The sequence below is a fragment of the Rhizobium sp. G21 genome, from assembly GCF_014158035.1.
GTDB lineage: Bacteria > Pseudomonadota > Alphaproteobacteria > Rhizobiales > Rhizobiaceae > Rhizobium_E.
In genome coordinates this window covers 4,053,653-4,080,450 of record NZ_JACFXW010000001.1, presented here as the reverse complement: position 1 = coordinate 4,080,450, position 26,798 = coordinate 4,053,653, and the positions used below count along the sequence as shown (strand labels likewise).

General features: G+C 62.1%; 25 protein-coding genes, 1 other RNA gene and 3 pseudogenes. 13 read left to right on the top strand and 16 right to left on the bottom strand.

The window, feature by feature from the left end; all coding sequences use genetic code 11:
• The first annotated feature begins 29 nt into the window (after positions 1 to 29).
• Together H2O14_RS20225 and H2O14_RS20220 are read left to right on the top strand one after the other, a co-directional pair.
• Positions 30 to 1,256, top strand: coding sequence for an MFS transporter (locus tag H2O14_RS20225; protein ID WP_182829068.1), 1,227 nt, complete (start codon positions 30 to 32; stop codon positions 1,254 to 1,256).
• Positions 1,257 to 1,322: 66 nt separating this feature from the next.
• On the top strand, positions 1,323 to 1,682 hold the full coding sequence (locus H2O14_RS20220) for a DUF4087 domain-containing protein (protein ID WP_182829067.1): 360 nt from the start codon (positions 1,323 to 1,325) through the stop codon (positions 1,680 to 1,682).
• Positions 1,683 to 1,730: 48 nt separating this feature from the next.
• Here the strand turns inward: H2O14_RS20220 and H2O14_RS20215 are convergent, their stop codons facing one another.
• Complete coding sequence (locus H2O14_RS20215) at positions 1,731 to 2,186, bottom strand: hypothetical protein (RefSeq protein ID WP_182829066.1); 456 nt, start codon at positions 2,184 to 2,186, stop codon at positions 1,731 to 1,733.
• A 280-nt stretch (positions 2,187 to 2,466) separates the two neighbouring features.
• Positions 2,467 to 3,219 carry a pyridoxine 5'-phosphate synthase gene (locus H2O14_RS20210; RefSeq protein ID WP_182829065.1) on the bottom strand — a complete coding sequence of 251 codons (753 nt, stop codon included), beginning with the start codon at positions 3,217 to 3,219 and terminating at the stop codon, positions 2,467 to 2,469.
• A 453-nt stretch (positions 3,220 to 3,672) separates the two neighbouring features.
• Here H2O14_RS20210 and H2O14_RS20205 point away from each other — a divergent pair, with 453 nt between their 5' ends.
• Together H2O14_RS20205 and H2O14_RS20200 are read left to right on the top strand one after the other, a co-directional pair.
• Positions 3,673 to 4,371 carry a MerR family transcriptional regulator gene (locus H2O14_RS20205; protein ID WP_182829064.1) on the top strand — a complete coding sequence of 233 codons (699 nt, stop codon included), beginning with the start codon at positions 3,673 to 3,675 and terminating at the stop codon, positions 4,369 to 4,371.
• A 139-nt stretch (positions 4,372 to 4,510) separates the two neighbouring features.
• Complete coding sequence (locus H2O14_RS20200; protein WP_182829063.1) at positions 4,511 to 6,379, top strand: glycosyltransferase family 2 protein; 1,869 nt, start codon at positions 4,511 to 4,513, stop codon at positions 6,377 to 6,379.
• Between the two features lie 192 nt (positions 6,380 to 6,571).
• Here the strand turns inward: H2O14_RS20200 and H2O14_RS20195 are convergent.
• Positions 6,572 to 7,698, bottom strand: a pseudogene (locus H2O14_RS20195) (ATP-dependent RecD-like DNA helicase).
• Positions 7,699 to 7,836: 138 nt separating this feature from the next.
• Between H2O14_RS20195 and H2O14_RS20190 the strand changes: the two are divergent.
• Genes H2O14_RS20190 through H2O14_RS20180 form a run of 3 tightly spaced genes read left to right on the top strand, consistent with a single transcriptional unit; the run spans position 7,837 to position 10,807 of the window.
• Positions 7,837 to 9,009 carry a calcium-binding protein gene (locus H2O14_RS20190; protein WP_182829062.1) on the top strand — a complete coding sequence of 391 codons (1,173 nt, stop codon included), beginning with the start codon at positions 7,837 to 7,839 and terminating at the stop codon, positions 9,007 to 9,009.
• A gap of 32 nt (positions 9,010 to 9,041) precedes the next feature.
• Complete coding sequence (locus tag H2O14_RS20185) at positions 9,042 to 10,322, top strand: SDR family oxidoreductase (protein ID WP_182829061.1); 1,281 nt, start codon at positions 9,042 to 9,044, stop codon at positions 10,320 to 10,322.
• Entirely contained in the window at positions 10,322 to 10,807 is a 486-nt protein-coding gene (locus H2O14_RS20180) for a DUF2269 domain-containing protein (RefSeq protein WP_182829060.1), read from the top strand. Before H2O14_RS20185 ends, H2O14_RS20180 begins: the two co-directional genes overlap by 1 nt.
• A 42-nt stretch (positions 10,808 to 10,849) precedes the next feature.
• On the opposite strand, the gene H2O14_RS20175 is transcribed toward H2O14_RS20180, so the two are convergent.
• On the bottom strand, positions 10,850 to 11,446 hold the full coding sequence (locus tag H2O14_RS20175) for a LysE family translocator (protein WP_182829059.1): 597 nt from the start codon (positions 11,444 to 11,446) through the stop codon (positions 10,850 to 10,852).
• 136 nt (positions 11,447 to 11,582) lie between these two features.
• On the opposite strand from H2O14_RS20175, the gene H2O14_RS20170 reads away from it, so the two are divergent.
• Positions 11,583 to 12,431 carry an aldo/keto reductase gene (locus H2O14_RS20170; RefSeq protein WP_182829058.1) on the top strand — a complete coding sequence of 283 codons (849 nt, stop codon included), beginning with the start codon at positions 11,583 to 11,585 and terminating at the stop codon, positions 12,429 to 12,431.
• 40 nt (positions 12,432 to 12,471) lie between these two features.
• On the opposite strand, the gene ilvN is transcribed toward H2O14_RS20170, so the two are convergent.
• From ilvN to H2O14_RS20145, 5 genes are all read right to left on the bottom strand, one after another.
• Positions 12,472 to 13,044, bottom strand: a complete 573-nt coding sequence (ilvN, locus tag H2O14_RS20165) for an acetolactate synthase small subunit (protein WP_182829057.1) — start codon at positions 13,042 to 13,044, stop codon at positions 12,472 to 12,474.
• Between the two features lie 21 nt (positions 13,045 to 13,065).
• Complete coding sequence (locus H2O14_RS20160; protein WP_182829056.1) at positions 13,066 to 13,467, bottom strand: type II toxin-antitoxin system VapC family toxin; 402 nt, start codon at positions 13,465 to 13,467, stop codon at positions 13,066 to 13,068.
• A 2-nt stretch (positions 13,468 to 13,469) separates the two neighbouring features.
• Positions 13,470 to 13,751 (bottom strand): hypothetical protein, encoded by a 282-nt coding sequence (locus H2O14_RS20155; protein ID WP_182829055.1) that lies wholly within the window; start codon positions 13,749 to 13,751, stop codon positions 13,470 to 13,472.
• A gap of 55 nt (positions 13,752 to 13,806) precedes the next feature.
• Positions 13,807 to 15,579, bottom strand: coding sequence for an acetolactate synthase 3 large subunit (locus H2O14_RS20150; protein WP_182829054.1), 1,773 nt, complete (start codon positions 15,577 to 15,579; stop codon positions 13,807 to 13,809).
• 110 nt (positions 15,580 to 15,689) lie between these two features.
• The gene (locus H2O14_RS20145) at positions 15,690 to 15,854 is read right to left on the bottom strand and encodes a hypothetical protein (RefSeq protein ID WP_182829053.1); all 165 of its coding nucleotides are present in this window, start codon (positions 15,852 to 15,854) and stop codon (positions 15,690 to 15,692) included.
• 141 nt (positions 15,855 to 15,995) lie between these two features.
• Between H2O14_RS20145 and H2O14_RS20140 the strand changes: the two are divergent.
• A pseudogene (locus H2O14_RS20140) lies at positions 15,996 to 18,006 on the top strand (ATP-binding protein).
• On the opposite strand, the pseudogene miaA reads toward H2O14_RS20140, so the two are convergent.
• Positions 17,996 to 18,896 (bottom strand): annotated as a pseudogene (gene miaA, locus H2O14_RS20135) (tRNA (adenosine(37)-N6)-dimethylallyltransferase MiaA). The pseudogenes H2O14_RS20140 and miaA overlap by 11 nt on opposite strands.
• A gap of 21 nt (positions 18,897 to 18,917) precedes the next feature.
• On the opposite strand from miaA, the gene serB reads away from it, so the two are divergent.
• Positions 18,918 to 19,808, top strand: coding sequence for a phosphoserine phosphatase SerB (serB, locus tag H2O14_RS20130; protein ID WP_182829052.1), 891 nt, complete (start codon positions 18,918 to 18,920; stop codon positions 19,806 to 19,808).
• 106 nt (positions 19,809 to 19,914) lie between these two features.
• Here the strand turns inward: serB and H2O14_RS20125 are convergent, their stop codons facing one another.
• The 6 genes from H2O14_RS20125 to H2O14_RS20100 all read right to left on the bottom strand — a co-directional run bounded on the left by H2O14_RS20125 (position 19,915) and on the right by H2O14_RS20100 (position 25,466).
• The gene (locus H2O14_RS20125; protein ID WP_409526932.1) at positions 19,915 to 21,492 is read right to left on the bottom strand and encodes a Do family serine endopeptidase; all 1,578 of its coding nucleotides are present in this window, start codon (positions 21,490 to 21,492) and stop codon (positions 19,915 to 19,917) included.
• 135 nt (positions 21,493 to 21,627) lie between these two features.
• Positions 21,628 to 22,530: a protease modulator HflC gene (gene hflC / locus H2O14_RS20120; RefSeq protein WP_182829050.1), complete on the bottom strand. Its 903-nt coding sequence runs from the start codon at positions 22,528 to 22,530 to the stop codon at positions 21,628 to 21,630.
• Positions 22,527 to 23,615 carry an FtsH protease activity modulator HflK gene (gene hflK, locus H2O14_RS20115; protein WP_182829049.1) on the bottom strand — a complete coding sequence of 363 codons (1,089 nt, stop codon included), beginning with the start codon at positions 23,613 to 23,615 and terminating at the stop codon, positions 22,527 to 22,529. The genes hflC and hflK overlap by 4 nt, the downstream gene beginning before the upstream one ends.
• Positions 23,616 to 23,739: 124 nt before the next feature.
• Positions 23,740 to 24,258 carry a dihydrofolate reductase gene (locus H2O14_RS20110; protein ID WP_182829048.1) on the bottom strand — a complete coding sequence of 173 codons (519 nt, stop codon included), beginning with the start codon at positions 24,256 to 24,258 and terminating at the stop codon, positions 23,740 to 23,742.
• Positions 24,255 to 25,049 (bottom strand): thymidylate synthase, encoded by a 795-nt coding sequence (locus H2O14_RS20105; protein ID WP_182829047.1) that lies wholly within the window; start codon positions 25,047 to 25,049, stop codon positions 24,255 to 24,257. The genes H2O14_RS20110 and H2O14_RS20105 overlap by 4 nt, the downstream gene beginning before the upstream one ends.
• 108 nt (positions 25,050 to 25,157) lie before the next feature.
• Positions 25,158 to 25,466 (bottom strand): DUF2853 family protein, encoded by a 309-nt coding sequence (locus H2O14_RS20100; RefSeq protein WP_182829046.1) that lies wholly within the window; start codon positions 25,464 to 25,466, stop codon positions 25,158 to 25,160.
• A gap of 132 nt (positions 25,467 to 25,598) precedes the next feature.
• On the opposite strand from H2O14_RS20100, the gene ssrA reads away from it, so the two are divergent.
• The 3 genes from ssrA (at position 25,599) to H2O14_RS20085 (ending at position 26,773) form a co-directional block, all read left to right on the top strand.
• Positions 25,599 to 25,960, top strand: a transfer-messenger RNA (tmRNA) gene (gene ssrA / locus H2O14_RS20095).
• A gap of 106 nt (positions 25,961 to 26,066) precedes the next feature.
• Positions 26,067 to 26,573 (top strand): SspB family protein, encoded by a 507-nt coding sequence (locus H2O14_RS20090; protein ID WP_182829455.1) that lies wholly within the window; start codon positions 26,067 to 26,069, stop codon positions 26,571 to 26,573.
• 8 nt (positions 26,574 to 26,581) lie between these two features.
• Positions 26,582 to 26,773 carry a DUF4169 family protein gene (locus H2O14_RS20085; protein ID WP_182829045.1) on the top strand — a complete coding sequence of 64 codons (192 nt, stop codon included), beginning with the start codon at positions 26,582 to 26,584 and terminating at the stop codon, positions 26,771 to 26,773.
• Positions 26,774 to 26,798 lie beyond the last annotated feature (25 nt).

The window sequence follows — 26,798 nt, the reverse complement described above, 5'->3', positions numbered from 1 at the left end:
CAAGACGAAAACCCCGACCGGAGCCTCCGATGTCCATTGCCACCACCGCTGAAGGCGCGCGCGCGCCGCAGGCGATCTCGCCTCTTCTCACCTTCCTGTTCGCCGCGACCTGTGGGCTGGTCGCCGCCAATCTCTATTACGCCCAGCCGTTGGCCGGGCCGATCAGCCTCGAACTCGGCATGAGCCCCGCAGCAGCCGGCCTCATCGTCACCCTGACCCAGATCGGCTACGGACTCGGCCTGCTCTTCCTCGTGCCGCTCGGCGATCTCCTGGAAAACCGGAGGCTGATGATCGGGCTCATCCTGGCCGCCGGCCTCGCGCTGCTCGGCGCCGGCTTTTCGGTCACGGCCGGACTGTTCCTCGCCTCCTCGCTCGCCATCGGCCTCGCTTCGGTCGCCGTCCAGGTCGTCGTTCCCTTCGCCGCCGGCATGGCGCCGGATCACGCCCGCGGCCGCGTCGTCGGCAACGTCATGTCCGGCCTGATGATCGGCATCATGATGGCGCGACCCTTTTCCAGCTTCCTGTCGGAATTCATGTCCTGGCGCGCCGTCTATTTCATCACCGCCGCTCTCATGGCCGCGATCGCCGTCGTGCTCCGGCTGAATATACCGGAACGTCGCCCGGTCGCCCGCATGCGCTATGGCGCGCTCCTCGCCTCCATGGCCAGGCTCGCCGCCACCGAACGCGTGCTGCAGCGCCGCGCCGTCTATCAGGCCGGCATGTTCGCCGCCTTCAGCCTGTTCTGGACCGCCTCGCCGCTGCTGCTCGCCAGCCCGGCTTTCGGCCTCAGCCAGACCGGCATCGCGCTCTTTGCGCTGGCCGGCGCCGCCGGCGCCATCGCTTCGCCGATCGCCGGACGTCTCGCCGACCGCGGCCTCACCCGCTTCGCCACCATCGCGGCGATGCTGATGGCGATCGTCGCTTTCCTGATCAGCCATGTGGCGGCGGACGGCTCCACGCTGGCGCTCGGGCTCATGGTCGCCGCAGCCATCATCCTCGATTTCGGCGTCACCACCAGCCTGGTCTGCGGGCAACGCGCCATCTACAGCCTGTCGCCGGAAAACCGCAGCCGCCTGAACGGCCTGTTCATGGCCTTCTTCTTCGCAGGCGGCGCGGTCGGTTCGGCGTTGGGCGGCTGGGCCTACGCCACCGGCGGCTGGGAACGGACGAGCTGGGTCGGCCTTGCGTTCCCCACCCTCGCTCTGCTCGCGCTCCTCACTGAATTCCGGCCAGGACGCGCGACGCGGAAATCATAGTCCCGAACCCCTTCGCCTCAGATGCGCGGGCTGGTATCATCCGGCCCGCACATCCGGAGGCAATTCATGCGCATCAAGACTCTTCTCATCGCCCTGGCCCTCACCGCGACGGCCGGGGCGGCGTCCGCCGAAAAACTCTGCGGCTGGATCGAAAATCCCACTCCCGGCAACTGGTGGCTCACCGACCGCGACGGCTCCTGGATCCTCGCGGCCCAAGGCGGCGCCGAAGCCGAAGGCATGGACCTGATCGGCGACATCTCGGCCGGCGACTATGTGGCGACCAATGGCAATTACGGCTATGGCTGCGCCTGCGTCGACGCGGAGGTCGATGTCGGCGAAAGCCGGATCGTTTCGATTTCCAGCTTCAAGCAATTGCCGCTCAAGACCTGCAAGCGCGACAAGGCGCTGAGGTCTCCGGGAGAATAACAGACCGGGGCCGGGTTGGCCCCGTGATTTAGAAGGCGACCTATGCCTTCAACCAACCGACTGCGGCAGCGCATAGGCGACTTCCGTGACCCAGTTCTTCGGATCGGGGTCATGGACCATGCTGCGGTGAAAGATATTGAGGCTGCACGCAAAGGCCTGACCGTCCGCCGAGGGCATCTGCTCCGGCGGACACCCCATGATCTCCATCCAGCCGCGGAGCATGGAATGCACCTCGCGCAGACGGTCGTAGTGGCCATGCCAGTTTACGCTGACGAAATTGCCGGCGGGCATATAGGCGGAACGGAACGGCGTCCTGGCGACGAGCAGGCGTGGCGTGAAATAGCCGAAATCGATTTCCATCTCGCCATTCGGGGCGAAGAGATTGTACCGGAAAAAAGCGAGGCCATGGTCGGTCGTCTTTTGACGGTGCAGCTCCGCCCGCACCTCACTGAAAAAAACCTGCGCCTGCGTCATCACCTGCCGCGCGTTCAGGCGCGATCTCAAGGAAAGATAGGGTTTCTTTTTGAAACGCACCCTTTCGGGCAAGGTCAACATAAGGACAAATCCCAGCCGTTCGCAGCATTGCGGTCAACGCTCTTACAAGCCAGTCCATAACTCCTCAAATAGACGAATAAAAGACAAACAATTCGTCTCACCCGCCGTGTAAAGGGTATTTAAGACGAATAGTGCGGGCATGGTTTCAATTAATAGTGAACAGCGACAATACACATAAAATTGTATGATTCACTGGCGGCAAGGGCGGCGCGGACCGCCCTTGCGCCGATCAGAGCGTCTGGCCGAGGGCGCGGCGAAACCGGCGAACCGTGTCCGGCATCCCATACAGAAGCGCGTCCGCCGTCAACGCATGTCCGATCGACGCTTCGTCGGCATAGGGAATGCGCGCCATCAGGGCGGGCAGATTCTCGACGGTGAGATCGTGGCCAATATTGACGCCGAGACCAAAATCGCGGGCATGGTCGGCGGTTCCGCCCAGCTTTTCGATCCAGCCCGCCGCTGCAACCGGGTCATCGTAACATCCGCCATAGGGACCGGTATAGAGTTCGATACGGCCCGCCCCCACGTCACGGGCGATGGAAACGAGTTCGCCGCCGATGCCTCCGTCGACGAAGAGCGACGGACGCATGCCGCCGGCACGCAGACGCCCGCAGATCTCGCTTAGCAGAGTGCGGTTTTCAGCGAGATCCCAGCCGTGGTCGGACGTCGCCTGTGAGGGGTCGTCGGGCACGAGAGTGACCTGAACCGGCCGGGCGGCCTCGACCAGTTGCAGGAAGTCCTCCGACGGATATCCTTCGATGTTGAATTCGCGACCGGGAAACTCCCGATCGATCAGCGCCCTCAATTCCGGCACGTCTGAAAAGCGGATATGGCGTTGGTCGGGCCGCGGATGCACGGTCAATCCACCGGCTCCCGCCTCGAGCGCCGCGCGGCCCAATCCGACCACGCTCGGCCACGGCAAATCCCGGCGATTTCGCAGCATGGCGATGGCGTTGAGGTTCACCGATAGGCTGGCGGCCATGACGTTTACTCCCGATCCCTGTATCAGGCCTAACTAACCGATCGCAGATCGCGACTCCAGCGACTTTTCTTCATCTTTCTACGCGCAAATTTGATCAATCACAAAGTTGGCGCTAGGTTTGCCGGGCATGGTTGCGCTAGGATGGCGTTGACGACGCATGGACGAAAGACGAAGGTGGAAACAGTATTTTTCCATTACCTGAAATTGAAAAATAGTGTATGAGTATTATCGAATATTAGATGATGCTTTGTGGCGAATCCACACGCAGTTTACTGATACGACGATAATTCCTGGATCCGGGCGTTATGCCAGGCGACAACGCGGGCGACAACCGGAGGTGCATGAGGCGCTGAGCATGAAGTGAATCCCCGTAACGGCGAATGATCATCAAAACATCGCTGGCGGGAAGAGGAAACGCCGATCCGGACAGAGCCCCGGAGAGAGTAGGACGAGATGCAAGAGCAGAGCCCGGATCGTCTTCAATTCGTCTCGGACGCCTCGTCCGATTGGCAGGCGATCGCCCATCTACCCGAAGCGCCGTTGCCGCGCCCGCTGCCGGAACACCCCCTGCCGATCGCCGAAATGGCGAATTTCTTCGGCGTCACGCACCGCACCCTGCATTTCTACGAGGAAAAGGGGCTCTTGCAGCCCGATCGCCACGGCGCGATGCGCATCTATTCGCATCGACAGATCCGCATGATGGGCTTGATCAATCTCTGTCGTGAAACCGGCATGGCCATCGCGCAGATCCAGGATCTTCTGACCGACCTCACCTATTCCGAAAGCGTCGCCGAGAGCGAGGCCAAACTGCGGGCCGCGCTGATCGCCCGCCGCAACGAACTCGTCGCCGAAGAATCGCTGATCCGTCGCCAGATGCAGCAGATCACCACGGCGCTCACGGAAATGGACGCGGTGCGCGACGACGCCGACAATCAGAACTTCCCGGCGCACCCGCCCTTTCTCAGCGACAGCGAATTCCATTGCCTGAAACTGATGGCCGAGGGCTATAATCCCGTCCGCATTTCCAAAGCCCTCGACATCGCGCTCGAACAGGTATTGACGATGGAAGGCGGAATCGTTCGTAAATTCAGCGCCTCCAATCGCTTTCAGGCGGTCGCGAAGGCGGTGCTGCTCGGCATCGTGGGGGACTGACGGCCCCGGCGTCCCGACAGGTTCGCAATATCGGCGCTGTCGCCCGCCACACCCCAACTGTTCGAGACGCTCGACGATGAGTATACACGCCCGCCGATCTCATCTATACGACGCCTAATGCTGTATGTTGGGCCGTCGCATGAAGTTTTTCAGGTTTAGGACGTCACGAGACGAAGTCGTCTGCGCGGAAGATGGATCTGGCAGGCTGCTCAACACGACTTACGACAGCCTCGACGAACGCCATGTGCCCGTGATCGCAGCGAGACTGAACGACGACGATCGCTTCATTTTCGTGGCCAGCGCAGTGGCCGAAGCCCTGCCGATCCGCTGCGACAATCTCGGGCTACCTGCCCCCTTCTTGCCGCTCATGGCGTATGAGACCGGCCGCGAAGAGATCTACAATCTCGTCTCCTTCGAAAATGGCCTGTACCTGTGCGCGCCGCCCGTCAACTCTGATGACACGGAGCATGTGATTTCGGCCAATCGACGCGAGGCCAGGCAATGGGAAGAGTTCCGGTTGACCGAAGTCGCTCTCCCAGAACGCTTCACTTATCTTCGTGACAGGCTCGAGGCCCTGGCGCCTGTCCTGCGCAGCCTGATGGTCGACGTCGATATCGCCGGCGCGGTGAAGCAGATGAAGCCGGATCTTGTCGATACGGTCAACGGAGTTCTGCCCATAGTCGGCGAAAAGCGGCTGAATGCCTTTGCATCGCAATTGTTCGCCGACCCGAAGATTGCCGAGACGTTCGCCGCCAAGTTTCCGGACGACATCTGGGCGAAACACGGCTTCGTGGAGCTCTTGAAGGCGGCCCGCGAAAGGCCCGGACATTCGATCCGCGAGATCGACTCGTCTTTCGACGCCATCACCAAAGCGGCCCGAGACCGTGTTTACCGATCGCTGCCGCATGCCTGCGCAAGCGCCGCGCGCCGCATGGTCGAGCCGACCAAGAACGCCTGTATTGTGGCCACGGCCCGCAACGAAGGCATCTACCTGATCGAATGGCTGGCGCATCATCGTGTGCTGGGCTTTGAAAAAATCTTCATCTACAGCAACGACAACGACGACCAATCCGACCTGCTTCTTGCGGCGCTCGCCGAAGCCGGCGAGATCGTCTGGATCAGAAATCTCGTGGCGGAGGGCGGCGCAGCTCAACTGAAGGCCTATGGGCATGCGTTCGGCATTCTGCCGGATATCCTGGACTATCGCTGGTGCCTGACCATCGACATGGACGAGTATTTCGTCGTCAATCCGGCGCGCTTTTCCTCCGTCATAGACTATCTCGACTGGCAGGAGCGCCAGGACGTCGACGCTATCGCGCTGAACTGGGTCTTTATCGGCCCAACCGGCGAGTCACACTGGCGGGATCTTCCGCTGCGCGAAAGGTTCGTCGACCAACTCGGAAATCCCGCGGTGGACGCGCATGTGAAATCACTCTGCAAGCCCCGCAAATTTATCTATTCGGAACCGCATTTTCCGATCGCGCCTGTCAAATCCACAATCCTGTTCAGAGATTCGACATCGGCGCTTCACAGCCATCAAAAAGCCTCGGCGCATTCGGGAATCTACGGCACCGCCCTGAGCGACAATCCCAACCGCGATTTTGCCTGCATTTATCACTATTTCTTCAAGTCGGCCGAAGAGTTTCTCTGGAAATTTTCCCGCAATAGAGGCGATTACGCGAAGAAGACCGGCCGAGACGGCATATCGATCACAAAGGAGTTCCTCCGGGATTTCATGGAATTCTATACGCCCAGACACGCCATGCGAAATGACTGGATCACGCGCTGCGCTTCAGGGCTCGGCGAAGAAATGGCGCGACTGGAAGGAATAGCAGGGGTCGCCGACGCGATCGAAGCTGTCAAGGCGGCCTTTCATGCCCGTATCGCCGAGTTCAAACCGATCTTCGCCGAGACTGCCGCGATCAAGGATGCAGGCGAGGCTGGCCAAGCCTTTCTGAAGCTTATCGGCGACACCTCCGCGCAGTCGCCGCCCATGCCTGACGAATGAGACTTGTTTCCAGATAGAAGGACGAGGTAGCCGACCCGCAACACCTCCATCCATGATGAAGCCTGGAAAAGGATATTTTGCAGGCAGCCGGCGCTGCGCGACGCTCCCAGTCACCGGCTCGGCCATGGCCGACCATATTTCCGATTTTGCGTCGTTCTTGGAATTCGACCTCGCTCGCGGCTCGATCCCCGATCAGCGCACGATGGTCAATGTTTCGGCGGCGCGGGTGACGGCGGTGTAGAGCCAGCGCTCGCGGCTGTCGCGGAAGGCCCAGGCTTCGTCGAACAGAACGACATTGTTCCATTGCGAGCCCTGCGCCTTGTGCACGGTCAGCGCATAGCCGTAGTCGAATTCGTCATAGCGCTTGCGCATCGACCAGGGATCTCGCCATCGATCTCCTCGAAGGCGGCTTTCAGCAGCTTGATCTTGGCCGCGCCGCGATCCATGTCGTCGTCCTCGGGCCGGACCAGCAGGTTGATGCCCGGCTTCGTCGTCTCCTTCGACGACGACATCACCTGCCAGAGCGATCCGTTGAGCAGGCCCTTGACCTGATCGTTCCTGAGGCAGACCAGCTTGTCGCCGGCGGCCGGATAGCCGCTCGCGAACCCCTTGAGCTCGCGCAGGCGCTGATTGTAGCGCTTGCGGGTCTTGTTGGTGCCGACCAGCACCTGGTCGGCCTCCAGAACCAGCGATTGCGTCACATCGTTGCGCGAGATCACATGCGCGGTCCCGTAGTCGCCATGCATGATTTCGCGACCCTCGCGGATCTGCATGGCCAGCTGGATGATCGGATTGTCGCGCGCCTGACGGTGGATTTCAGTGAGCAGGAAATCCGGCTCCTGCTCGGTGAAGAAACCGCCGCCCGACACCGGCGGCAGCTGGCCCGGATCGCCGAGCACCAGCACTTTCGTGCCGAAACTCAGGAGATCCTTGCCCAGCGCCTCGTCGACCATCGAGCATTCGTCGATGACGATCAGCGGCGCTTTCGCGACCGGGCTCTGGCGGTTGATGGAGAACATCGGGGCGATATTCGTCTTGCCCGTCACCTCGTCCTCCACCTCCTCCTCGCCTTTCGGGCGATAGATCAGCGAATGGATCGTCTTGGCGTTGGAGGCGCCGCGCGAGCGCAACACCTGCGCCGCCTTGCCGGTAAAGGCGGCAAACAGCACCTCACCGTCGACATTCTCGGCGAAATGCTTGGCGAGCGTCGTCTTGCCGGTGCCGGCATAGCCGAACAGCCGGAACACCTGGCTCCGTCCGTCCTTGAGCCAGCGCGCGACGGCTTGGAGCGCCTCATCCTGTTGGGTCGAAAATTGCATGGCGGGACTAGGCAGGATTCGGGGTCGCGATGCAAGTGCGCGACAGGATCGATATGATGACGGCCTGAGACATTACCGAGAATCCGGGCTAGGATAGCAACGCTCTGCGCAACCTGAAACCACATCCGGAGTAAAGGCGTGTCGACCTTCCATGTGAGCAGCAACCCCAATACCACACTGATCATCGATGGCGGCGGCGATCGTTTTATCGTTGATCAGGGCGTGACGATCCGTGATCCCGACATGGCCATTCACCTTACCGGCACGGCCACCAACAACCGCGTCGAGATCAGGGGCGTCTTGCGCTGTGAAGAAGACACGATATTCGACCAAGGAACAGGATCCATCATTCTCGTGACCGGCACAGGGAAATTGATCGGCGACGACGGGATCTATTCCGTGCATGGCGGCGAAATCACCAACCGCGGCCTGATCAGCATGTTTGGCGATGGCATTGGTTACTTCGACCAGGGACACTTCACCAACGCGGGAACGCTGAAGGCGGGATCGGACGCGGTCACCATCGCCGGCGGCCGGGTCGATAATCTCGGCGGAGCGACGATACGCAGCAACGAGGACGGCATCAACTCGCTCAGTGACGAATTCGATGTCCTGCGCATCAACAACGAGGGTCTGCTGATCGGCAAGACCACGGCAATCAATGGCTTCAATGGTCGCGAGATCGTCGTCAACAGCGGCGATATTCAGGGCAAGATCGATCTCGGCGGCGGCAACGACAGTTTCGACACCCGCAAAGGAACTGTCGATCACGACATAATCGGCGGCGCCGGCAACGACATGCTCTGGACGTCAAACGGCACGATACGGCTGGTCGAAGCCTTCGGCGGCGGTACAGACATTGTCCGATCCACGGTCAGCTACACGCTGGCCGCCGATGTCGAAATGCTGGTCCTGCTCGGCGCCGGCAATACGACAGGCAAAGGCAACGCCAGCGGCAACGGCCTGACGGGCAACAGCGGCGCAAACAAGCTGTTCGGCCAGGACAACAACGACTTTCTCGATGGGCGCGCCGGCAATGACATGCTGAGCGGCGGCAGCGCGATCGGCGATGAGGACACGTTCTATTTCAAGGCCGGTTATGGCCGCGATACGATCATCGACTTTCAGGACGATACCGACAAGCTGGCGCTCAAGGGGCTGAACGGGGTAACCGGATTCGCCGATCTCAAGGCGCATCACGTCATGGAGAATTCGGCGGGCGATCTGGTGATCTTCTCCGGGCAGGATCGATTGATTGTCGAAGGCATGACGATTGCAACATTGACAAGCAATGATGTGTATTTCGATTGACCCCCGATAACATTCCAGACGATGAGTGACGCATGAACATTCTTGTCCTCGGCGCAACCGGCTTCATCGGTTCGGCCGTCGCCAATCGATTGCTTGCCGACGGACATGCGGTGACCGGTCTCGGTCGGGATCTATCGCGGGCGCGCCGACTGAATCAGAACATCAACTGGCTGAAAGCCGATCTCAGCCGCATGACGCAAGCCTCTGATTGGACTGCAATTCTGGCCGACGTCGATATGGTCGTCAACTGCGCGGGCGCATTGCAGGACGGCCTGCGGGACGATCTCGCCGCCGTACAGACGGCTGCGATGATCGCGCTCTATGCGGCCGCAGAACCAGCCCATATTCGGCGCATCATCCAGATCTCCGCCGAAACCGGAGGCGGAGCCGCAGACACGGCCTTCCTGTCCACCAAGCGGCAGGCCGACGACGCTCTTAGAGCCTCCTCGCTCGCATGGGTCATCCTGCGGCCGTCGCTCGTGGTCGGCCGCAATGCCTATGGCGGCACGGCCCTCCTGCGCGGGCTGGCGGCCCTGCCTCTCGTCTTGCCGCTCGTGCATGCTGACCGGCCCATAGCGACCGTGGCGCTCGATGATGTCGCCGAAGCCGTCTCGCGCGCCGTCGCAGGCAAGATTGCCGCGGGAAGCGATTTCGCGCTGACGGGACCAGAGAGAATGAGGCTGGCCGATCTCGTCGCCACCCATCGTCGCTGGCTGGCCCTCAGCGATGCCCCCGTCATCGCCCTGCCGGACAGCGTTGCCCGGCCGATCTCCGCCATCGCCGATCTGGCCGGGTGGCTCGGCTGGCGATCGCCCCTGCGCTCCACAGCCATGCGGGTGATGGTCGACGGCGTCCATGCAAGTTCAGAACTGGCGCCGATGCCGTTTCAGTCGCTGGATTCGATCCTAGGGCGGCATTCCTCCAGCGTTCAGGATCTCTGGTTCGCGCGGATGTATCTGCTTAAGCCGGTCGTGATTTTAGTCTTGAGCCTGTTTTGGCTCGTCTCCGGATTGATTCCGTTTTTCGCGCTGGAACAGGCGGCAGGCCATTTCCTCCCCTTCCTGTCGCCGGGTTTGTCGGTGCTGGCCGTGGTCGTGACATCGTTGGCCGACATCGCCCTGGGCCTGATGTTGCTCTATCGTCCCACGGCGCGCCTGGCGCTCATGGGGCAAATGGGGCTCGCGTCCGCCTATCTGCTGGGCGGCAGCCTTTTGGAACCGGCGCTGTGGCTCGATCCGATCGGCCCCTATGTGAAGGTCCTGCCGGCCATCCTGCTGTCGCTGGTCACCCTCGCCATTCTGGATGAACGGTGATGGAGCTCGAACCTTTCCTGCGGCTCGCCCATGTCGTCGGCGCCGCCGTGCTTCTCGGCACCGGCGCGGGCATCGCCTTTTTCATGGTCATGGCGCATCGCAGCCGCGACGCGAAACTCATCGCCCATGTTTCGGGCACGGTGGTGGTGGCCGATACTCTGTTCACCGCCATTGCCGCGATCCTGCAGCCGATCACCGGCTATCTGCTGGCGCGCGAAATCGGCTGGCCGTTGACGGAGGGCTGGATATTGTTGTCGCTGGCGCTTTACGTCTTCACCGGCCTGTTCTGGCTGCCGGTGGTGGCGATCCAGATCCGTATGCGCGATCTCGCTCGCCGCGCCGCGGCCGACGGTGCGGCCTTGCCGTCCGCTTACTTCGGGCTCTATCGGCTCTGGTTCGCCTGCGGCTTCCCCGCCTTCGCCGCCGTTGTCGGCATCTTCTGGCTGATGCTCAACAAGCCCGACCTGACTCTCTTCATGAACTGAAACATCTGGCGCCAGGCCCTTGCTGAGACTCGGTAAATCGGCTCAGCGCAGCATCGGCCAGAGGCTCAGCACCAGGAGCCCCGCCATGGTCAGGTTGAACCATTTCAGCCGCACCGGCTCAGACAGCCAGTCGCGCAGCAGCAGCGCGCCGAACACGGTCCAGCCGCCCTGGCAGGGCAGCGCGAGCAGCAGAAAGGCGATGGCGACGATAAAGACGGACAGCACCGGATGGGCCGGATCGGCATAGGCCGCCATCGACGACACGGCCATGACCCACGCTTTCGGATTGACCCATTGAAACGCCGCCGCCGACCAGAAGCGCATGGGCACGCTCGCCTCGCCGCCCTCTCCCAGCGATCGCGACATGCCGATCGACCAGGCGATATAGAGAAGGTAAAGGCCGCCGGCGATCTTCAGCAGCGTATAGAGTATCGGGGCCGCTTCGAGCAGCGCGCCCAGTCCGAAGCCGCAGGCAATCAGCAGGCTGCCGAAGCCAACCTCGATGCCGATCATATGCGGGATCGTCCGTCTCAGCCCGAAATTCACGCCCGAGGCGAGCAACATCATATTGTTCGGGCCGGGGGTGACCGAAGTGGTGAATGCGAACAGGACCAGCGACAGCAGAATTTCAGGAGACATTGAACCCTCACCAAGTTCGAGGGACCATAGAGGTCGCGATTTTTCTGTCCAATGAGAAGTCTTGAGCAACCGTGAACGAAAATTGATCCTTGGCGTTGGCTCTGCAATGATCAGAATGAACGCAAGGAGACACATGATGCCCGCTGCCCCGATCCCGACGCTTCGCCTCAAGAACGGCGCCGAACTCCCCACTCTCGGCCAGGGCACCTGGATGATGGGCGAAACCGCCTCACAGGCGGCGGCGGAAGCGGCGAGCCTGCGCCACGGCCTCGATCTCGGCCTGACACTGATCGACACGGCGGAAATGTATGCCGAAGGCGGCGCGGAAAAGGTGGTGGCCGAGGCGATCCGCGGTCGCCGCGACGAGGTCTATCTCGTCTCGAAAGTCTATCCCTGGAACGCCAGCCGCCAGGGCACAATCGACGCCTGCGAGCGCAGCCTGACGCGCCTCGACATCGACCGCATCGATCTCTATCTCCTGCACTGGCGCGGCGAACATCCGCTGGCCGACACCGTGGCCGCCTTCGAACAGCTCGAGGCCGAGGGCAAGATCGGCGGCTGGGGCGTGTCGAACTTCGACACCGACGACATGCAGGAATTGATGGAGGTCGAGGGCGGAGAGAACTGTCTCGTCAACCAGATCCTCTACAATCTCTTTCGCCGCGGTCCGGAAGTCGATCTCATCGCCTATTGCCGCGACAGTGGCGTCAGCATCATGGCCTATTCGCCGATAGAACAGGGCAAACTGCTGAGCGACCCCGATCTCATCCGGCTCGCCAAGGCGCATCAGGCTACGCCGGCCCAGATCGCCCTCGCCTATTTGCTTGGACAGGCCGGCGTGATCGCCATCCCGAAGAGCAGCCGCCCGGAGCGTGTCGAAGAAAATCGCGCCTCGGCAGACGTCACGCTGACGCCAGAGGCTCTTGCGACGCTCGACGAAGTCTTCCCTCGACCGACGCGCAAGATCCCGCTCGAAATGATCTGAGGAAAGGAAGCGGCGGCCGCGATGGCCGCCGAAGAAGATCTTACATGCCCTGCGCGCCGCGGTTCATCGCCGCGATGCCGGTCCGGCAGACTTCGATCAGGCCGAGCGGCTGCATGATGGCGATGAACTGGTCGATCTTGGACGGCTTGCCGGTGATCTCGAACACGAAGTGATCGGTCGTGGCGTCGATGACCTTGGCGCGGAAGGCGTCGGCGAGCCGCAACGCCTCGACGCGATGTTCGCCATTGCCCGCCACCTTGATCAGGCCGAGCTCGCGTTCGATCGGACGCTCCTGGCCCATCTCGTGGGCGCGAACCGTCAGATCGACGACTCGATGCACCGGCACGATACGGTCGAGCTGGGTCTTGATCTGTTCGAGCACATGCGGCGTGCCGCGCGTGACGATGGTGATGCGCGACAGATGCGACTTATGCTCCGTCTCCGACACCGTCAGGCTCTCGATATTGTAGCCGCGGCCCGAGAACAGGCCGATGACGCGGGCGAGCACGCCCGGCTCGTTGGACACCAGAACCGATAGCGTATGGCTTTCCGATAGCTCGGTTTCCTTTGAGATGAAGTAGGCCGAACCGGTCGGCTGAAGATGTGCGTTCATGTCTGTTTCCTGCCCTTGTGTTTAGTGCGCCAGCTCGACGCTGACTGAATTCTCAATTTTCTGCGCCGCTCGCGCCAGAGCGCGGTCGAACGTAATGAAGGTCCCGCCGGATCGCACAGATGCCAGGTGGAAAGCGTCGGCAAAATCCAACCCACGCTCGCACAGCTTGAGCGCCCGTCGAAAGCGCTCCGGCTCCTCTATGACCACCGTCGACAGCAGCGGCAGTCGGCGGAGCATGTCGAGACAGTTTGCCTTGTCCAGCTTGAGCACCTTGCGAAGAACCCACTCCGTTTCCAGCAGCACTGTGGACAGCAGACGAACCTCGCCCTGACTGAAGATCCGCGCTGCGACCTCCCATTGCTCGCTGTCGTCTCTTGCGAGATATCGAACGAGCACATTGGTATCGACCACGCGATTGTCCATGGCTACCGACTCTTCCGCTCCCAACGTTCCCGGACTTCCTCAGCGATCGCCTCTTCAATGAGCGCATCGGTGATCGCCGGTCCTTTGTAGCGCGGGAGCCCGGCAACGAACTCATCCGGCGTCAGCTTGCGTTGCGGCTCCGCCACCGTAGGCGCAACTCTCAGCCGCACCTCTTTGCGGCCGCCAGTGACTTCGACGTCGTCGCCTTCGGCGATGCCATGCGCCTCGAGCACCGCTCTCGGCAGCGCCACCACGTCGTCGGGACTGATCTTCACCTTGGCCATTGCGATCTCCTGGCGGGAAGGATGTTGAGGATCATATCCCTCCCGCCGATCTTTATCAAACCAGCTGGCGGCCTTTGGCGTCGATGGCGTTGGCCACGACTTCGTCCGTCGCCTCATCCGGCAGCAGCATCTCGTTATGCGCCTTGCCCGAGGGGATCATCGGGAAGCAGTTGGCGAGATTGGCCACGCGGCAGTCGAAGATCACCGGCAGCGGGCTTTCGATCATTTCCATGATTGCCGCGTCGAGGTTCTCCGGCTTGTCGCAACGGATGCCCTTTCCGCCATAGGCTTCCGCCAGCTTGACGAAGTCGGGCATCGCTTCGGTATAGGAGTTGGACAGGCGGTTGCCGTGCAGCAGTTGCTGCCACTGGCGCACCATGCCCATATACTGGTTGTTCAGGATGAAGATCTTGATCGGCGCGTTATATTGCACCGCCGCCGACATTTCCTGGATGCACATCTGGATCGAGGCGTCGCCGGCGATGTCGATGACCAGGCTCTCGGGATGGGCGATCTGCGCCCCCAGCGCCGCCGGCAAGCCATAGCCCATCGTGCCGAGCCCGCCCGAGGTCAGCCAGCGGTTAGGTTCTTCGAAACGGTAGAACTGCGCCGCCCACATCTGGTGCTGCCCTACTTCGGTGGTGATGTAGGTGTCGCGATCCTTGGTCAGTTCGTAGAGCCGCTCGATGGCGTATTGCGGCATGATCACGTCATTGCTCTTGGCGTAAGCCAGCGAATTGCGGCCGCGCCATTTCTGGATCTGCGCCCACCAGTCGGCCAGACGATCCTTGGAGGCGGCTTTCGCCTGAGAGCGATAGATCCTCAGCATGTCTTCGAGCACCGACGCGGTGTCGCCGACGATGCGGCAATCGACATGGACGTTCTTGTTGATCGAGGAGGGATCGATATCGATATGGATCTTCTTCGAATTCGGCGAAAACGCGTTCAGGCGGCCGGTGATGCGGTCGTCGAAGCGCGCCCCGACGCAGAGCATGACGTCGCAGTCATGCATGACCATATTGGCCTCGTAGGTGCCGTGCATGCCGAGCATGCCGAGCCAGGCCGGACCGGACGCAGGATAGGCGCCGAGGCCCATCAGGGTCGAGGTGATCGGAAAGCCCGTGAGATCGACGAGTTCGCGCAGCAGCTTGGAAGCGACCGGACCGGAATTGATGACGCCGCCGCCCGAATAGATGACGCCCTTGCGCGCGCCGGCCAAGAGTGCAACCGCCTTTTCGATCTCGCTCAGGTCGCCCTGGATCTTCGGCTGGTAATTGGCCTTGAGCGGAACCTCGGAGGGCGGCACGTAGGTGCCGGTGGCGAACTGCACGTCCTTGGGGATGTCGACCACCACGGGACCGGGACGGCCGGTCTGGGCGATGCGGAAGGCTTCATGCAGCACGCGGGCGAGATCGTTGACGTCCTTGACCAGCCAGTTGTGCTTGGTGCAGGGGCGCGTGATCCCGACGGTGTCGCATTCCTGGAAGGCGTCGGAGCCGATGAGCGTGGTCGGGACCTGGCCGGTGATGCAGACGAGCGGGATGGAATCCATCAGCGCGTCCTGCAGCGGCGTCACCGCATTGGTCGCGCCGGGACCGGAGGTGACGAGCATGACGCCGACCTTGCCGGTGGAGCGCGCATAGCCTTCGGCGGCGTGGCCCGCGCCCTGCTCGTGACGGACGAGAATATGCTGGATGTCGTCTTGCTGGAAGATTTCGTCATAGATCGGCAGCACGGCGCCGCCGGGATAGCCGAAAATGTGCTGGACGCCGTTGTCCCTCAAAGCTTGCAGGACGATCTCCGCCCCCGTCATCCGCATGTCGCTCATTGTCTCGATTTCCTTCCCTTCGAATTACCGCGCGCATTACCAAGTTTCAGGGCATAAAAAAGGCCCCCGGAGGAGCCTCGTTTTGCGCATGGGTGGCTATCGCCGGACGGTCACACCGTCCTGCCCATGCGCTTTCCCACTACAAGAATGTTTGCGAATTTGATCATGGATGCCGTCATAATCGCATTTTCCGGCTTCGTCAACCGCCACCACCGTTTCGTTTCAAAGGATTGAACAGCGGCCGACGCCGACGCCGCCGGATCGAAACGGCGCATGTGGAGAGCCCGCTCGTCCCTGAACGGGGCGCCTGTCTCTAAACAGGATATTAACTCCGGAGCGTTAGTTTTGACTACGCATTCAGAGGATTCCGTCTGGAGCGTCTATTGCATTCGCCGCGACGGATATTGGAGAATTCATTGTTTAGCAGGGAGTTGCAGAGCGCCCCGCAGGCGGGATTGCAGGAGCGGCGCGTCCATGGCGAAGCCGCGCGCGCGCTCGGCCATGTCGTGGCCTGCAACGGCTCCACGGCGACGCTCCTCGCCTTGACCGGCGGCGAAGCCGGCGACGTCGCCAGTCAGTTGACGGTCGGCAGGTTGTTGTCGATATCGGTGGAGGACCGACGGGTCGTGGCGCTCACCCGCGCCGCGCGCCGCATCGGACCACTGGCAAACCGGCCAGACCAACGAATTTCTCGTCGATCTCGAACTCATGGGGGAAGTGAGCGTGGGCGCCGACGGCGTCGAACGTTTTTCCTCCGGCATTTCCGGTTATCCCCATCTCGGCGCGCCCGCCCATCAGATCCGCTCGATGGACCTGATGCGCATGTATGACAACGGCAAGCGGGAAAACTGCATCGTCGGCAGGCTAAGCCAGGACGAGACGATCGAAGCCTCGATTCATATGCCCTCCATGCTGTCGCGGCATTTCGCCATCGTCGGCTCGACCGGTTCGGGCAAATCCACCGCCGTCACCCTGCTGTTGCGCGAGGCCATCGCGTCGGATCCGAAACTGCGCGTGCTGATTCTCGATCCGCACAACGAATTCGCCGCCGCATTTCCGGACAAGAGCGTGGTCATCGAAACCGGCAATCTCGACCTGCCCTTCTGGCTGTTTCGCCTGGAGGAATTTTCCGAAGTGCTGTTCCGCGGGCGACCCGCCGTTCCCGACGAACTCGACGCCCTGCGCGACATGATCCCGGAAGCGAAGCGCGGCTTTCGCGGAGCCGAAGCCGGTTCCCGGCGTCTGTCGGAGAAGAACGGCATCACGGCCGACACGCCGGTTCCCTATCGCATCGCCGATCTCATGGCGTTGATCGACGAACGCATCGGCAAGCTCGACGGCAGAAACGAAAAGCCCTATCTGCGCGCCCTGAAACTCAGACTGGCCGCCGCGATCAACGATCCGCGCTATCGCTTCATGTTTTCCTCCAACACGATCAGCGACACGATCAACGAGACGATCGCCACCATCTTCCGCATTCCCGGCGGCGACAGGCCGATCAGCACTTTCCAGCTCGCCGGCATCCCGTCAGAAGTCGTCAATTCCGTCGCCTCCGTGCTGTGCCGGATGGCGTTCGAAATCGCGCTGTGGAGCAAAGGCGCGGTGAGGCTGCTGGTCGTCTGCGAAGAGGCGCATCGCTATGTGCCCGCCGACGCCAATCTCGGCTTCGTGCCCACGCGCCAGGCCATCGCCCGCATCGCCAAGGAGGGCCGCAAATATGGCTGTTCGCTGGGGGTGATCACCCAGCGTCCCGGCGAACTCGACCAGACCATCCTGTCGCAATGCTCGACCGTATTTGCGCTGAGGCTGTCCAATGACCGCGACCAGGACATCATCCGCAAGGCGCTGCCGAACTCGTCCGGCTCGGCGCTCAGCTTCATCTCCTCGCTCGCCAATGGCGAAGCCATCGCCTTCGGCGAGGCGGTGCCGGTGCCGATGCGGCTGAAATTCAACCGCGTGCCCGAAAACCGTCTGCCGAGCGCTCACGGCGTCGAGGTGGAAGAAGCGGAACTCGATCCGAACTCGATCAATCTCGGCATGGTGGTCGAGCGCATGCGATCGAGCGGCGGCCCCGATATTTCCGATTTCCAATCGCGCATCTCGGCGGTGGAGGCCTCGATCTTCGACGCCGTGGTCACCGCTTCGGGCGGCGACGATCTGGACATTCCGTCTCTGCGCAAGGAAATCGGTCCTTCGCCGTTGGAGCCCTACAATCCCGGCATGTTGCCGGGCCAGGCCCGCGTCGAGTCTCCGGACACCGCCCGGGCCGATTCACGCCTGGATCGCTACTCGTCCCTGCTCAAATCCGATTACCGGCGAGAAGAAACGCCTTTTGCGCCCGGCGGCGCCCCATCCTCGCGTGAAGACCTGGCTGCAAGGCGGCAGAGCATCCTGAGAAAGCCGCTCGACAGCCTGATCAAACGCTGAGCGCGGTCAATTCGTCTGGCGCGGCGATCCGCATCCAGCTCTCGTCCATCTGGTTTCGGAACCAGGTGGACTGGCGCTTGGCGTATTGGCGCGTAGCCGCCGAAGAACGTTCGATCGCTTCGGCCCGTGTGATCCGGCCGGCGAGCATGTCGGCGATCTGTGCGACGCCGATCGCCTTCATGGCCGGCGTCGCCGGGGGCAGATCGAGCGTCAACAGAGCTTCCACCTCGGCGACCGCCCCCTCCTCCATCATTTTTTCGAAGCGGCGGTTGATGCGGCCGTGCAGCAGGCTACGCTCCGGCTCCAGGATAATCTTCATGGCGGACGCAGCATCGATCAAAGCCGGTCCCGCCTCCGCCTGCAAGTCGCGAATGGACCGCCCGGTGACGGCGCGGATTTCCAGCGCTCTCAGAATGCGCTGCCCATCCGCTGGATTGAGCGTCGCCGCGCGCGAGCGGATCGCCCCGGTCGAGCTCCGCATGCAGCGCCTGCGGCCCCTCTTCCAGGAGCCGTCGACGCAACGACGCGCGAACGTCCTCGGGAATTTCCGGCATTTCGGAAAGACCACCGGCCAGCGCCTTGAAATAGAGCCCGGTGCCGCCGACGAAGACCGGCAGCTTCCCTCTCGCCTTGACATCGACGAGCAGCGGCTCGACGCGACGCAGCCAGGCGCCGGTCGAAAAGGGTTCGTTTGGCGCGACCTCGCCATAGAGATGATGCGGCGTGCCCGCCATTTCCTCCGGCCGCGGTCGGGCCGTCAGCCAGTCGAGCACGGAATAGACCTGCATGCTGTCGGCATTGATCACTTCGCCGCCGTGGCGAGCGGCAAGTTCCACCGCCAGAGCGGACTTGCCGCTGGCCGTCGGCCCGGTTATCAGGATCGCATCCATTCATCCATCCGAGGAAGTCCGATGGCTCTCGTCGCCACTCTCATTGCCAATCCGTCCCATCCTGTACTGGTTCCGCGTCTGGCTGAAAAGGCGGCGGCGGCGATTTCCGCATCGGGATTGTACTGGCTCGCCGACGGCGTCGCCGCCGACATCGCCATCCGCGACGGCATGAGCGCGCTGGAAGCCGACGCGGCGCTGCGTCGGGCGCTGGACGGCGAAAAGATCGACGTGGTGGCGCAGGACGCCGAAACGCGCCGCAAGCGCCTGCTGATTGCCGATATGGATTCCACCATGATCGGCCAGGAATGCATCGACGAACTCGCCGCCGAAGTCGGCCTCAAGGATCTGGTCGCGGCGATCACCGCCCGCGCCATGAATGGCGAGATCGCCTTCGAGCCGGCCCTGCGCGAACGCGTGGCGCTGCTCAAGGGCCTGCCGCTGTCGGTGGTGGACGAGGTCATCGCCAAGCGCATCACGCTGACGCCCGGCGGCGTCGAGCTCGTGCGCACGATGAGGGCCAAGGGGCACTACACCGCCCTCGTCTCCGGCGGCTTCACCGTCTTCACGGGGCCCATCGCCGCGACGATCGGCTTTCACGAAAACCGCGCCAACATCCTGCTGCACGACGACGGCGTGCTGACCGGCGAAGTCGCCGAACCCATTCTCGGCAAGCAGGCCAAGGTCGACGCGCTCCTCGACATCGCCGGCAAGCTCGGCATTTCCCCCGAAGAGGCCATGGCGGTCGGCGACGGCGCCAATGACCTCGGCATGATCAAGCTCGCCGGCGCGGGCGTGGCTCTTCACGCCAAACCCGTCGTGGCGGCCGAGGCAGGCATGCGCATCGACCACGGCGACCTGACCGCGCTTCTCTACATCCAGGGCTACAGGAAGACGGATTTCCAGAGCGCGTGACGGATCCTTGATCCGCCCGCGAGCGCGCCGCACCTGAAGCGGCCTGCGGTTTATGCGCCGACTTCAGAGGAATGGCGGGAGAAACCCGCTCTCTCCGTAGCCGAGCCTATTCCAGCGGCACGGCCACCAGACGCAATTCGCCCTTGGCGTTGGCGATCATCAGATAGGCGTTGCGGCGATCGTTTTCCTTCAGGCCGGCCAGCTTTTCGGCCAGTTGCTCCGGCGTGTCGACGAAATCCTGGGCGACTTCCACGATGACGTCGCCCTTGCGCACGCCCTTGGCGTAGGCCTCGGTATCCTCCGGCGCTTCGAGCACGACCACGCCTTCCACGGTTTCGGGGATCTTCAATTCCTTGCGGTTCTCGGGCGTCAGCGCCGCGACCGTCAGCCCCAGCGTATCGGCGGGGTCGAGATCGACCGGCTTGTCGCCTTTGTCGGCGCCATTGGCCGAGCCTGCGTCCGGCGCGGGCTTGGCGGCGGCGGCCTCCTCGGTCTTCTTCCTGGCCTCTTCGTCGGGCTGGCGGGCGAGCGTGACCTTGACCGTCATTTCCTTGCCGTCGCGCAGGATCACCATGTCGAGCGGCTTTCCGATCGGACTTTCGGCGACGATGCGGGTGAGATCGCGCATTTCGTTGACGTCGAAGCCGTCGAGCTTCAGCACGATGTCGCCGATCTTCAGCACGCCGTTGTCGACGGGGCCGCCTTTGATGACGCCGGAAATCAGCGCGCCGCGCGCGGTCTCCAGCTTCAACGTCTCGATCATGTCGTCGGTGACGGGCTGAATGCGGACGCCGAGCCAGCCGCGCCGCGTCTCGCCATAAAGACGCAGCTGATTGACGACGTTGGCGGCGATTTCCGTCGGCACCGCGAAACCGATGCCGATCGATCCGCCGGTCGGAGAAATGATCGCGGTGTTGATGCCGATCACCTCGCCATGCATGTTGAACAGCGGACCGCCTGAATTGCCGCGATTGATGGCGGCGTCGGTCTGGATGAAATTGTCGTAGGGTCCGGCATTGATGTTGCGGTTGCGGGCCGAGATGATGCCGACGGAGACCGAGCCGCCGAGACCGAAGGGATTGCCGATCGCCATCACCCAATCGCCGATCCGCATCTTGCGGGACTCGCCGAACCGCACGAAGCGCAGAGGCTTCTTGGGCTCGACTTTCAGCACCGCGAGATCGGTCTTGGTGTCGGCGCCGACCAGCTTCGCTTTCAGTTTCGAGCCGTTGGCGAAGTTGACCTCGATATCCGTCGCGCCTTCGATGACGTGATTGTTGGTCACGATATAGCCGGCCGGATCGATGACGAAGCCGGAACCGAGCGAACTGACCTTCTCCGCGCTGTCGGAGCCGCCATCCTTCTTCTTGAAATAATCGTCGAACAGATCCTGGAACGGCGATCCGTCCGGCAGGTTCGGCGATGGAAAGCCTTGGTCGGCTTCTTCCCCGTCGGCCTTGGCGTTCTGCAGGATGGCGATGTTGACGACTGCGTCGGTGAGGCTCTCTGCGAGATCGGCCACCGACTCGGGACCGTGATCGGGCTTGGTGACGGCGCTGTTCTGGGCCTGGGCCTGGGCCCAAACCGACGCCGGCATGGCTGCGCCGACGACCGCGGCGCTCACGGCCAGCGCGAGCGCCCGCCCCGTGGCGACGCCGCCGATGCTGTTCTGTTCTGCCTTCATATCGTGACCCTCACCAAGCCGGACGCGCATCGCCCGGAATCATCCCGGCAGCATGCCCTTGATTTTTGACGAAGAAGGGGCTGCTGGCTAGAGCAACCCCTTCTCGATCTGTTGAATTCACCGTGAGCAGCGAATTTATTGCGCGGGAGGCGCTCCAGGCTTCGGCACTTCGCTGTTGAAATACTGGAAGAATTCCGATTCCGGCGACAGCACCAGGGTCGAGTCGCCCGAACCCAGCGATTGCTGGTAGGCCTGCATCGACCGATAGAAGGCGTAGAACTCCGGATCGCGGGAGAACGCCTCGCCATAGATGCGGTTGCGCTCCGCATCGCCTTGACCGCGCAGGATTTGCGCATCCTTGCTGGCGGCCGCGACGATTTCGACCTTGCCGCGATCGGCCACGGCCCGACGGCGCTGCGCGCCTTCGTTACCGCGAGCGCGGATGGCTTCGGCTTCGGCCAGACGTTCGGCCTTCATGCGGTCGAAGGTCTGCTGCGAGACTTCCTTGGTCAGATCGGTGCGGCGAATGCGGACATCGGTGATGGTGAGGCCGAGCGATTCGGCGTCCTTGGTGATGTCGTTGCTCACTTCCTTCATCATCGAGGCGCGTTCGTTGGACAGCGCCGCTTCGAAGCCGCGCAGACCGTAGACGCGGCGCAAAGCCGAGTCGAGGCGGGTGCGCAACCGGCTTTCCGCCTGCACGACGTCGCCGGCGGCGATTTCGCGGAACAGCCGGGCGTTGGTGATCTTGTAGACCACGAAGGCGTCGACTTCGTAGAATTTGCCGCCCGAGACCTGCACGCGCATATTGTCGAGGTCCAGACGGAGTTCCTGGTTGGACACATACTGGACTCGGTCGGCGTCGAGGAAGGCGAAAGGCATCTTGAAATAGATGCCCGGCTCCGTCTTCACGTCGGTGATCTGACCGAAGCGGATGACGATCGCCTGCTGGCGGGCGTTGACGATGTAGAAAGACGAGAACAACCCTACCACGATGATGAACAGGCCGATGGCGGCGACGGCGAGACGATTGGTCATTTCTGCGTCTCCTTCTGCGCCGGCTGCGTCAACTGATTGAGCGGCAGAAGAGGCACGACGCCGTTCTGGCCCGCCGCAGTGTCGGTGATGACCTTCTTGGAGTTCTGCAACACCTGTTCCATGGTTTCCAGATAGAGACGCTTGCGGGTGATATCCGGCGCCTTCTTGTATTGCTCATAGACCGACAGGAAGCGCTGACCTTCACCTTCCGCTTCCTTGACGACGCGGTTCTTGTAGGCGGCGGCCTCTTCGCGAATCTTGGCCGCCTCACCATTCGCCTGACCACGAACCTGGTTGGCGTACTGGTTGGACTGCTCGATCATCTTGTCTTCGTCCTGCTCGGCGCGCTGGACTTCATCGAAGGCGCTCGAGACTTCCTTGGGCGGCGACACGTCCTCGATCGACACGGTGTTGACCACGACGCCGAGCTTGTATCGATCGGCGGTCTGCTGGATCGCGTCCTTGACCTCCTGGGCGACAGCCTGACGGTTGTCGCGGAAAATGTCCTGGGCGGGTCGACGTCCCACCATTTCGCGCATCACGGAATCGGCGACCTGCGCCAGCGTCCGGCCGGGTTCGGACACATTGTAGAGATAGGCGCGGGGATCGCCGACCGAGAACAGCAGCGAGAACTGCACATTGACGATGTTCTGATCGCCCGTGAGCATCAGCCCCTCGCCCTGGTCGCCGACGGCGCCGATCTTCTGCTGCTGTTCGGCCACGTTGACGAGTTCGACCGTTTCGATCGGCCACATCACGAAATGCAGGCCGGGGCCGGAGATTTCTTCCTTGGGCTTGCCGAACAGGGATTCGACGCCGCGCTCATCCGGCTGGACGGTGTAGACGGCGTTGAGAAGCCAGAACACCGCGGCGAGGATCAGCACGATGACGAAGATGCCGCCATTCATGCCGCCGGGGATCATGGTCTTCAACCGATCCTGGCTGCGCCGGATGATCTCGTCGAGATCCGGTGGCGTTCCGCCGCCGCGCGGCCGGTTCGGTCCCTGCCCCCAGGGACCCTGATTCTTGCCGCCGCCGCCGCCGCCCCAAGGGCCGCCGCCGCCGTTCTGATTGCTCCAGGGCATTCACACCTCTTTTGCCAAACCTCAACACCGGCAGTTCACGACCGTCGGTTTCCCGGACACTTTATAGGTATCCACCCCGGTCTTTCAACGACGAGCGCCAGAGAACAGCGTTCTTTTGCTAAAATTATGTCGGGGATGCGGACCGCCGCCGGTAGGTCGCGAACCGGGTCGGATGATCGTCTTTCTCGCCGGACGGCAGTTCTTCCGCCTCGCCCGCCGCCCAGATCTCCGGATCGATCGCGGGAAAGAAGGTGTCGCCGTCGATCTCCGCCAGAATATGCGTCACATGCAGCAGGTCGGCGGTCTCAATGGCGATGCGATAGATCTCTCCGCCGCCGATGACGCAGATTTCCTCGACGCCGAGACGTTTCGCCTCACCCGCGGCCAGGGCGATCGCAGCATCGTAGTCATGCGCGACCGCCACGCCGTCGGCCGTAAAATCCCGGTTGCGCGTGATGACGATATTGGGGCGACCCGGCAGCGGCCTGCCGATCGAGGCGTAGCATTTGCGCCCCATCACCACGGGCTTGCCCGTCGTCATCGCCTTGAAGCGCTTGAGGTCGGAGGATTGACGCCAGGGCAGGCCATTGTCGCGCCCGATCACGCCGTTTTCGGCCATGGCCACCACGAGGGAGATCTTCATACCGCCACCGGCGCCTTGATGCTTTCATGGGCCTGGTAGCCCAAGAGTTCGAAATCCTCGTAGCGGAAGCCGAAAATGTCCTTGACCTCGGGGTGGATCTTCATGGTCGGCAGAGCCTTCGGCGTACGCGTGAGCTGCAGCCTGGCCTGCTCGAAATGGTTGGAATAGAGATGCGCATCGCCGAGCGTGTGGACGAAATCGCCGGGCTTCAGCCCCGTCACCTGCGCAACCATCATCGTCAGCAGCGCGTAGGCGGCGATATTGAACGGCACGCCGAGAAAGATATCCGCCGAGCGTTGATAAAGCTGGCAGGACAATTTGCCTTCGGAAACATAGAACTGGAACAGGCAATGGCAGGGCGGCAGCGCCATGCGCTCGACCTCGGCCGGATTCCAGGCGGTGACGATATGCCGGCGTGAATTGGGGTTCGTCTTGATGGATTCGATCACATTGGCGATCTGGTCGATCTGGCCGCCGTCGGGCGCAGGCCAGGAACGCCATTGCGAGCCGTAGACCGGGCCGAGGTCGCCGTTCTCATCCGCCCATTCGTCCCAGATCGTTACGCCGTTGTCCTGCAGGTAGCGAATATTGGTGTCGCCCTTCAGGAACCACAGGAGTTCGTGGATGATCGACCGCAGATGCAGCTTTTTGGTGGTGACGAGCGGAAAGCCCTCGGCCAGATCGAAACGCATCTGATAGCCGAACACGCCGCGCGTGCCGGTGCCGGTGCGATCGCCGCGGTCGACGCCGCGCTCCAGAACATGCGACAGGAGTTGGTGATATTGCTTCATCGTCGGCGCTCCGCTTTCTGCGTCGCTCCACATATAGGCAAATGCCGCCCCTGCTCAACAATCTCTTGTGCCCGCGCCAACCTTATCCAAGGTGGCGACGCCGCTCCGTCAGAGCGTTTCGAGCTTGCCCAGCTCTTTGGCGACGAGATAGTAGAAGGTGACCCTCGATTTCGCTCGTTCCGACGCCATGACCTGGCAGACCGCGTCCACAGCGGCTTTCGCCGCCGGCCCGACGACGCCGAGCTTCTTGCCGCACCATTTCTCCTCGACGCGGGCGAGTTCCTGGGCGTCGGAGGCGGACACCAGCGAAGAATCGCGATTTCGCAGCGCGATGCCGAGATGGCGGACGATCTTGGCCACCACCGCTTCATCCGCAGACGCGTCATATTTCCGGACATTCTCGAGATAGTCGTTCATCGATCCTCTCCCTGGTCTCCACCGACGGATATTAGGTGGACCTGGAGACGGCATCCGTCAAGACGACCCGTTCGACCGGAGTGACGGGACGATGACGAGAAGATGACGGCGAGAGCGGAAAACTTCGTCTATGCACTTCCCAAACCGAGCCCCGGCTCCTATATAGACGTTGCCGGTTCGCCGGCTATGGCAATAAACGGGCGGTGTAATAAACCCATTGGACCCGGGGGCGGTACCCGGCGCCTCCACCAAAAACGGCTCAACCGACGAGCCGCTTTTGATGGGGGCGAAATAGGATCGACAAGGGCGTAAAGATCGACTTTTTGCTCGGCATGATACCACCGTTATCGGGTCAACAGAGTAGTTGCAAACGACAACAACGCTCAGGGTTACGCTGTCGCTGCTTAATCGCGGTGCCAGAAACCCAAATTAAGTCCTTACGGGTAGCACTGTAAGGCGGGGCTCGGAGGCGCCTGGCAACAGAAGCCTCCACTTACCTTCCCCCGTCCGCGCGCCGCCTCCCGACCACGAAAAGCTTTGCCAAAGCAGCAGAAAATGGCATAGTCAGAGCAACATCTGGAATTGGAAATGGGAATCGACATGGGGCAGGATCACATCCGCTACGATATTTTGGCTCAGGATGCGCTGCGAGGCGTGATCCGCAAGGTGTTGTCGGAAGTTTCCGCCACGGGCAGCCTGCCGGGCGACCATCATTTCTTCATCACCTTCCTGACCCAGGCCGCCGGCGTGCGCATTTCGCAGCATCTGAAGTCGAAATATCCCGAACAGATGACCATCGTCGTCCAGCATCAGTTCTGGGATCTCAAGGTGCATGACGCCTATTTCGAGATCGGCCTGAGCTTCTCCGACAAGCCGGAAAAGCTGACCATTCCCTTCGCCGCCGTGCGCGGTTTCTACGACCCTTCCGTGAATTTCGAACTCGAATTCGACGTTTCCGTCGCCGAGGAAACCGGCGACAGCGCCGAGATCACCGCTTACCCGGTGTCTTCGGACGAAGCCAAGACCGTCGAAGGCGAAGCCAAGGGCGACGACGCCAAGGCCGGCGGCTCGGTCGTCTCGCTCGACGCGTTCCGCAAGAAGAACTGAGAGACGCCATGGCGGCCGACATCATCAATCTCCGGCAGGCCAGAAAAGTGAAAGCCCGGGCGGAGAAGGACAAGACGGCCGAACAGAACCGCCTGACCTTCGGACGCACCAAGGCTGAGAAGCAGCTGACAAAGTCGCTGAATGAAAAGGCCGAACGAGCGCTCGATCAGGGCAAGCTGGAACGGCCTGACGAGAACTGACGGATTGATCATCTTATGCATCGGC

Coding starts and splice junctions, on each gene's coding strand:
- H2O14_RS20175 (WP_182829059.1), bottom strand. CDS start 11,446: ATGTCTCCTGAAATTCTGCTGTCGCTGGTCCTGTTCGCATTCACCACT.
- hflC (WP_182829050.1), bottom strand. CDS start 22,530: ATGACCAATCGTCTCGCCGTCGCCGCCATCGGCCTGTTCATCATCGTG.
- H2O14_RS20170 (WP_182829058.1), top strand. CDS start 11,583: ATGCCCGCTGCCCCGATCCCGACGCTTCGCCTCAAGAACGGCGCCGAA.
- H2O14_RS20205 (WP_182829064.1), top strand. CDS start 3,673: ATGCAAGAGCAGAGCCCGGATCGTCTTCAATTCGTCTCGGACGCCTCG.
- H2O14_RS20085 (WP_182829045.1), top strand. CDS start 26,582: ATGGCGGCCGACATCATCAATCTCCGGCAGGCCAGAAAAGTGAAAGCC.
- H2O14_RS20160 (WP_182829056.1), bottom strand. CDS start 13,467: ATGGACAATCGCGTGGTCGATACCAATGTGCTCGTTCGATATCTCGCA.
- H2O14_RS20155 (WP_182829055.1), bottom strand. CDS start 13,751: ATGGCCAAGGTGAAGATCAGTCCCGACGACGTGGTGGCGCTGCCGAGA.
- H2O14_RS20090 (WP_182829455.1), top strand. CDS start 26,067: ATGGGGCAGGATCACATCCGCTACGATATTTTGGCTCAGGATGCGCTG.
- serB (WP_182829052.1), top strand. CDS start 18,918: ATGGCTCTCGTCGCCACTCTCATTGCCAATCCGTCCCATCCTGTACTG.
- ilvN (WP_182829057.1), bottom strand. CDS start 13,044: ATGAACGCACATCTTCAGCCGACCGGTTCGGCCTACTTCATCTCAAAG.
- H2O14_RS20110 (WP_182829048.1), bottom strand. CDS start 24,258: ATGAAGATCTCCCTCGTGGTGGCCATGGCCGAAAACGGCGTGATCGGG.
- H2O14_RS20210 (WP_182829065.1), bottom strand. CDS start 3,219: ATGGCCGCCAGCCTATCGGTGAACCTCAACGCCATCGCCATGCTGCGA.
- H2O14_RS20180 (WP_182829060.1), top strand. CDS start 10,322: ATGGAGCTCGAACCTTTCCTGCGGCTCGCCCATGTCGTCGGCGCCGCC.
- H2O14_RS20105 (WP_182829047.1), bottom strand. CDS start 25,049: ATGAAGCAATATCACCAACTCCTGTCGCATGTTCTGGAGCGCGGCGTC.
- H2O14_RS20220 (WP_182829067.1), top strand. CDS start 1,323: ATGCGCATCAAGACTCTTCTCATCGCCCTGGCCCTCACCGCGACGGCC.
- H2O14_RS20125 (WP_409526932.1), bottom strand. CDS start 21,492: ATGAAGGCAGAACAGAACAGCATCGGCGGCGTCGCCACGGGGCGGGCG.
- hflK (WP_182829049.1), bottom strand. CDS start 23,615: ATGCCCTGGAGCAATCAGAACGGCGGCGGCGGCCCTTGGGGCGGCGGC.
- H2O14_RS20225 (WP_182829068.1), top strand. CDS start 30: ATGTCCATTGCCACCACCGCTGAAGGCGCGCGCGCGCCGCAGGCGATC.
- H2O14_RS20100 (WP_182829046.1), bottom strand. CDS start 25,466: ATGAACGACTATCTCGAGAATGTCCGGAAATATGACGCGTCTGCGGAT.
- H2O14_RS20145 (WP_182829053.1), bottom strand. CDS start 15,854: ATGCGCCGTTTCGATCCGGCGGCGTCGGCGTCGGCCGCTGTTCAATCC.
- H2O14_RS20150 (WP_182829054.1), bottom strand. CDS start 15,579: ATGAGCGACATGCGGATGACGGGGGCGGAGATCGTCCTGCAAGCTTTG.
- H2O14_RS20200 (WP_182829063.1), top strand. CDS start 4,511: ATGAAGTTTTTCAGGTTTAGGACGTCACGAGACGAAGTCGTCTGCGCG.
- H2O14_RS20185 (WP_182829061.1), top strand. CDS start 9,042: ATGAACATTCTTGTCCTCGGCGCAACCGGCTTCATCGGTTCGGCCGTC.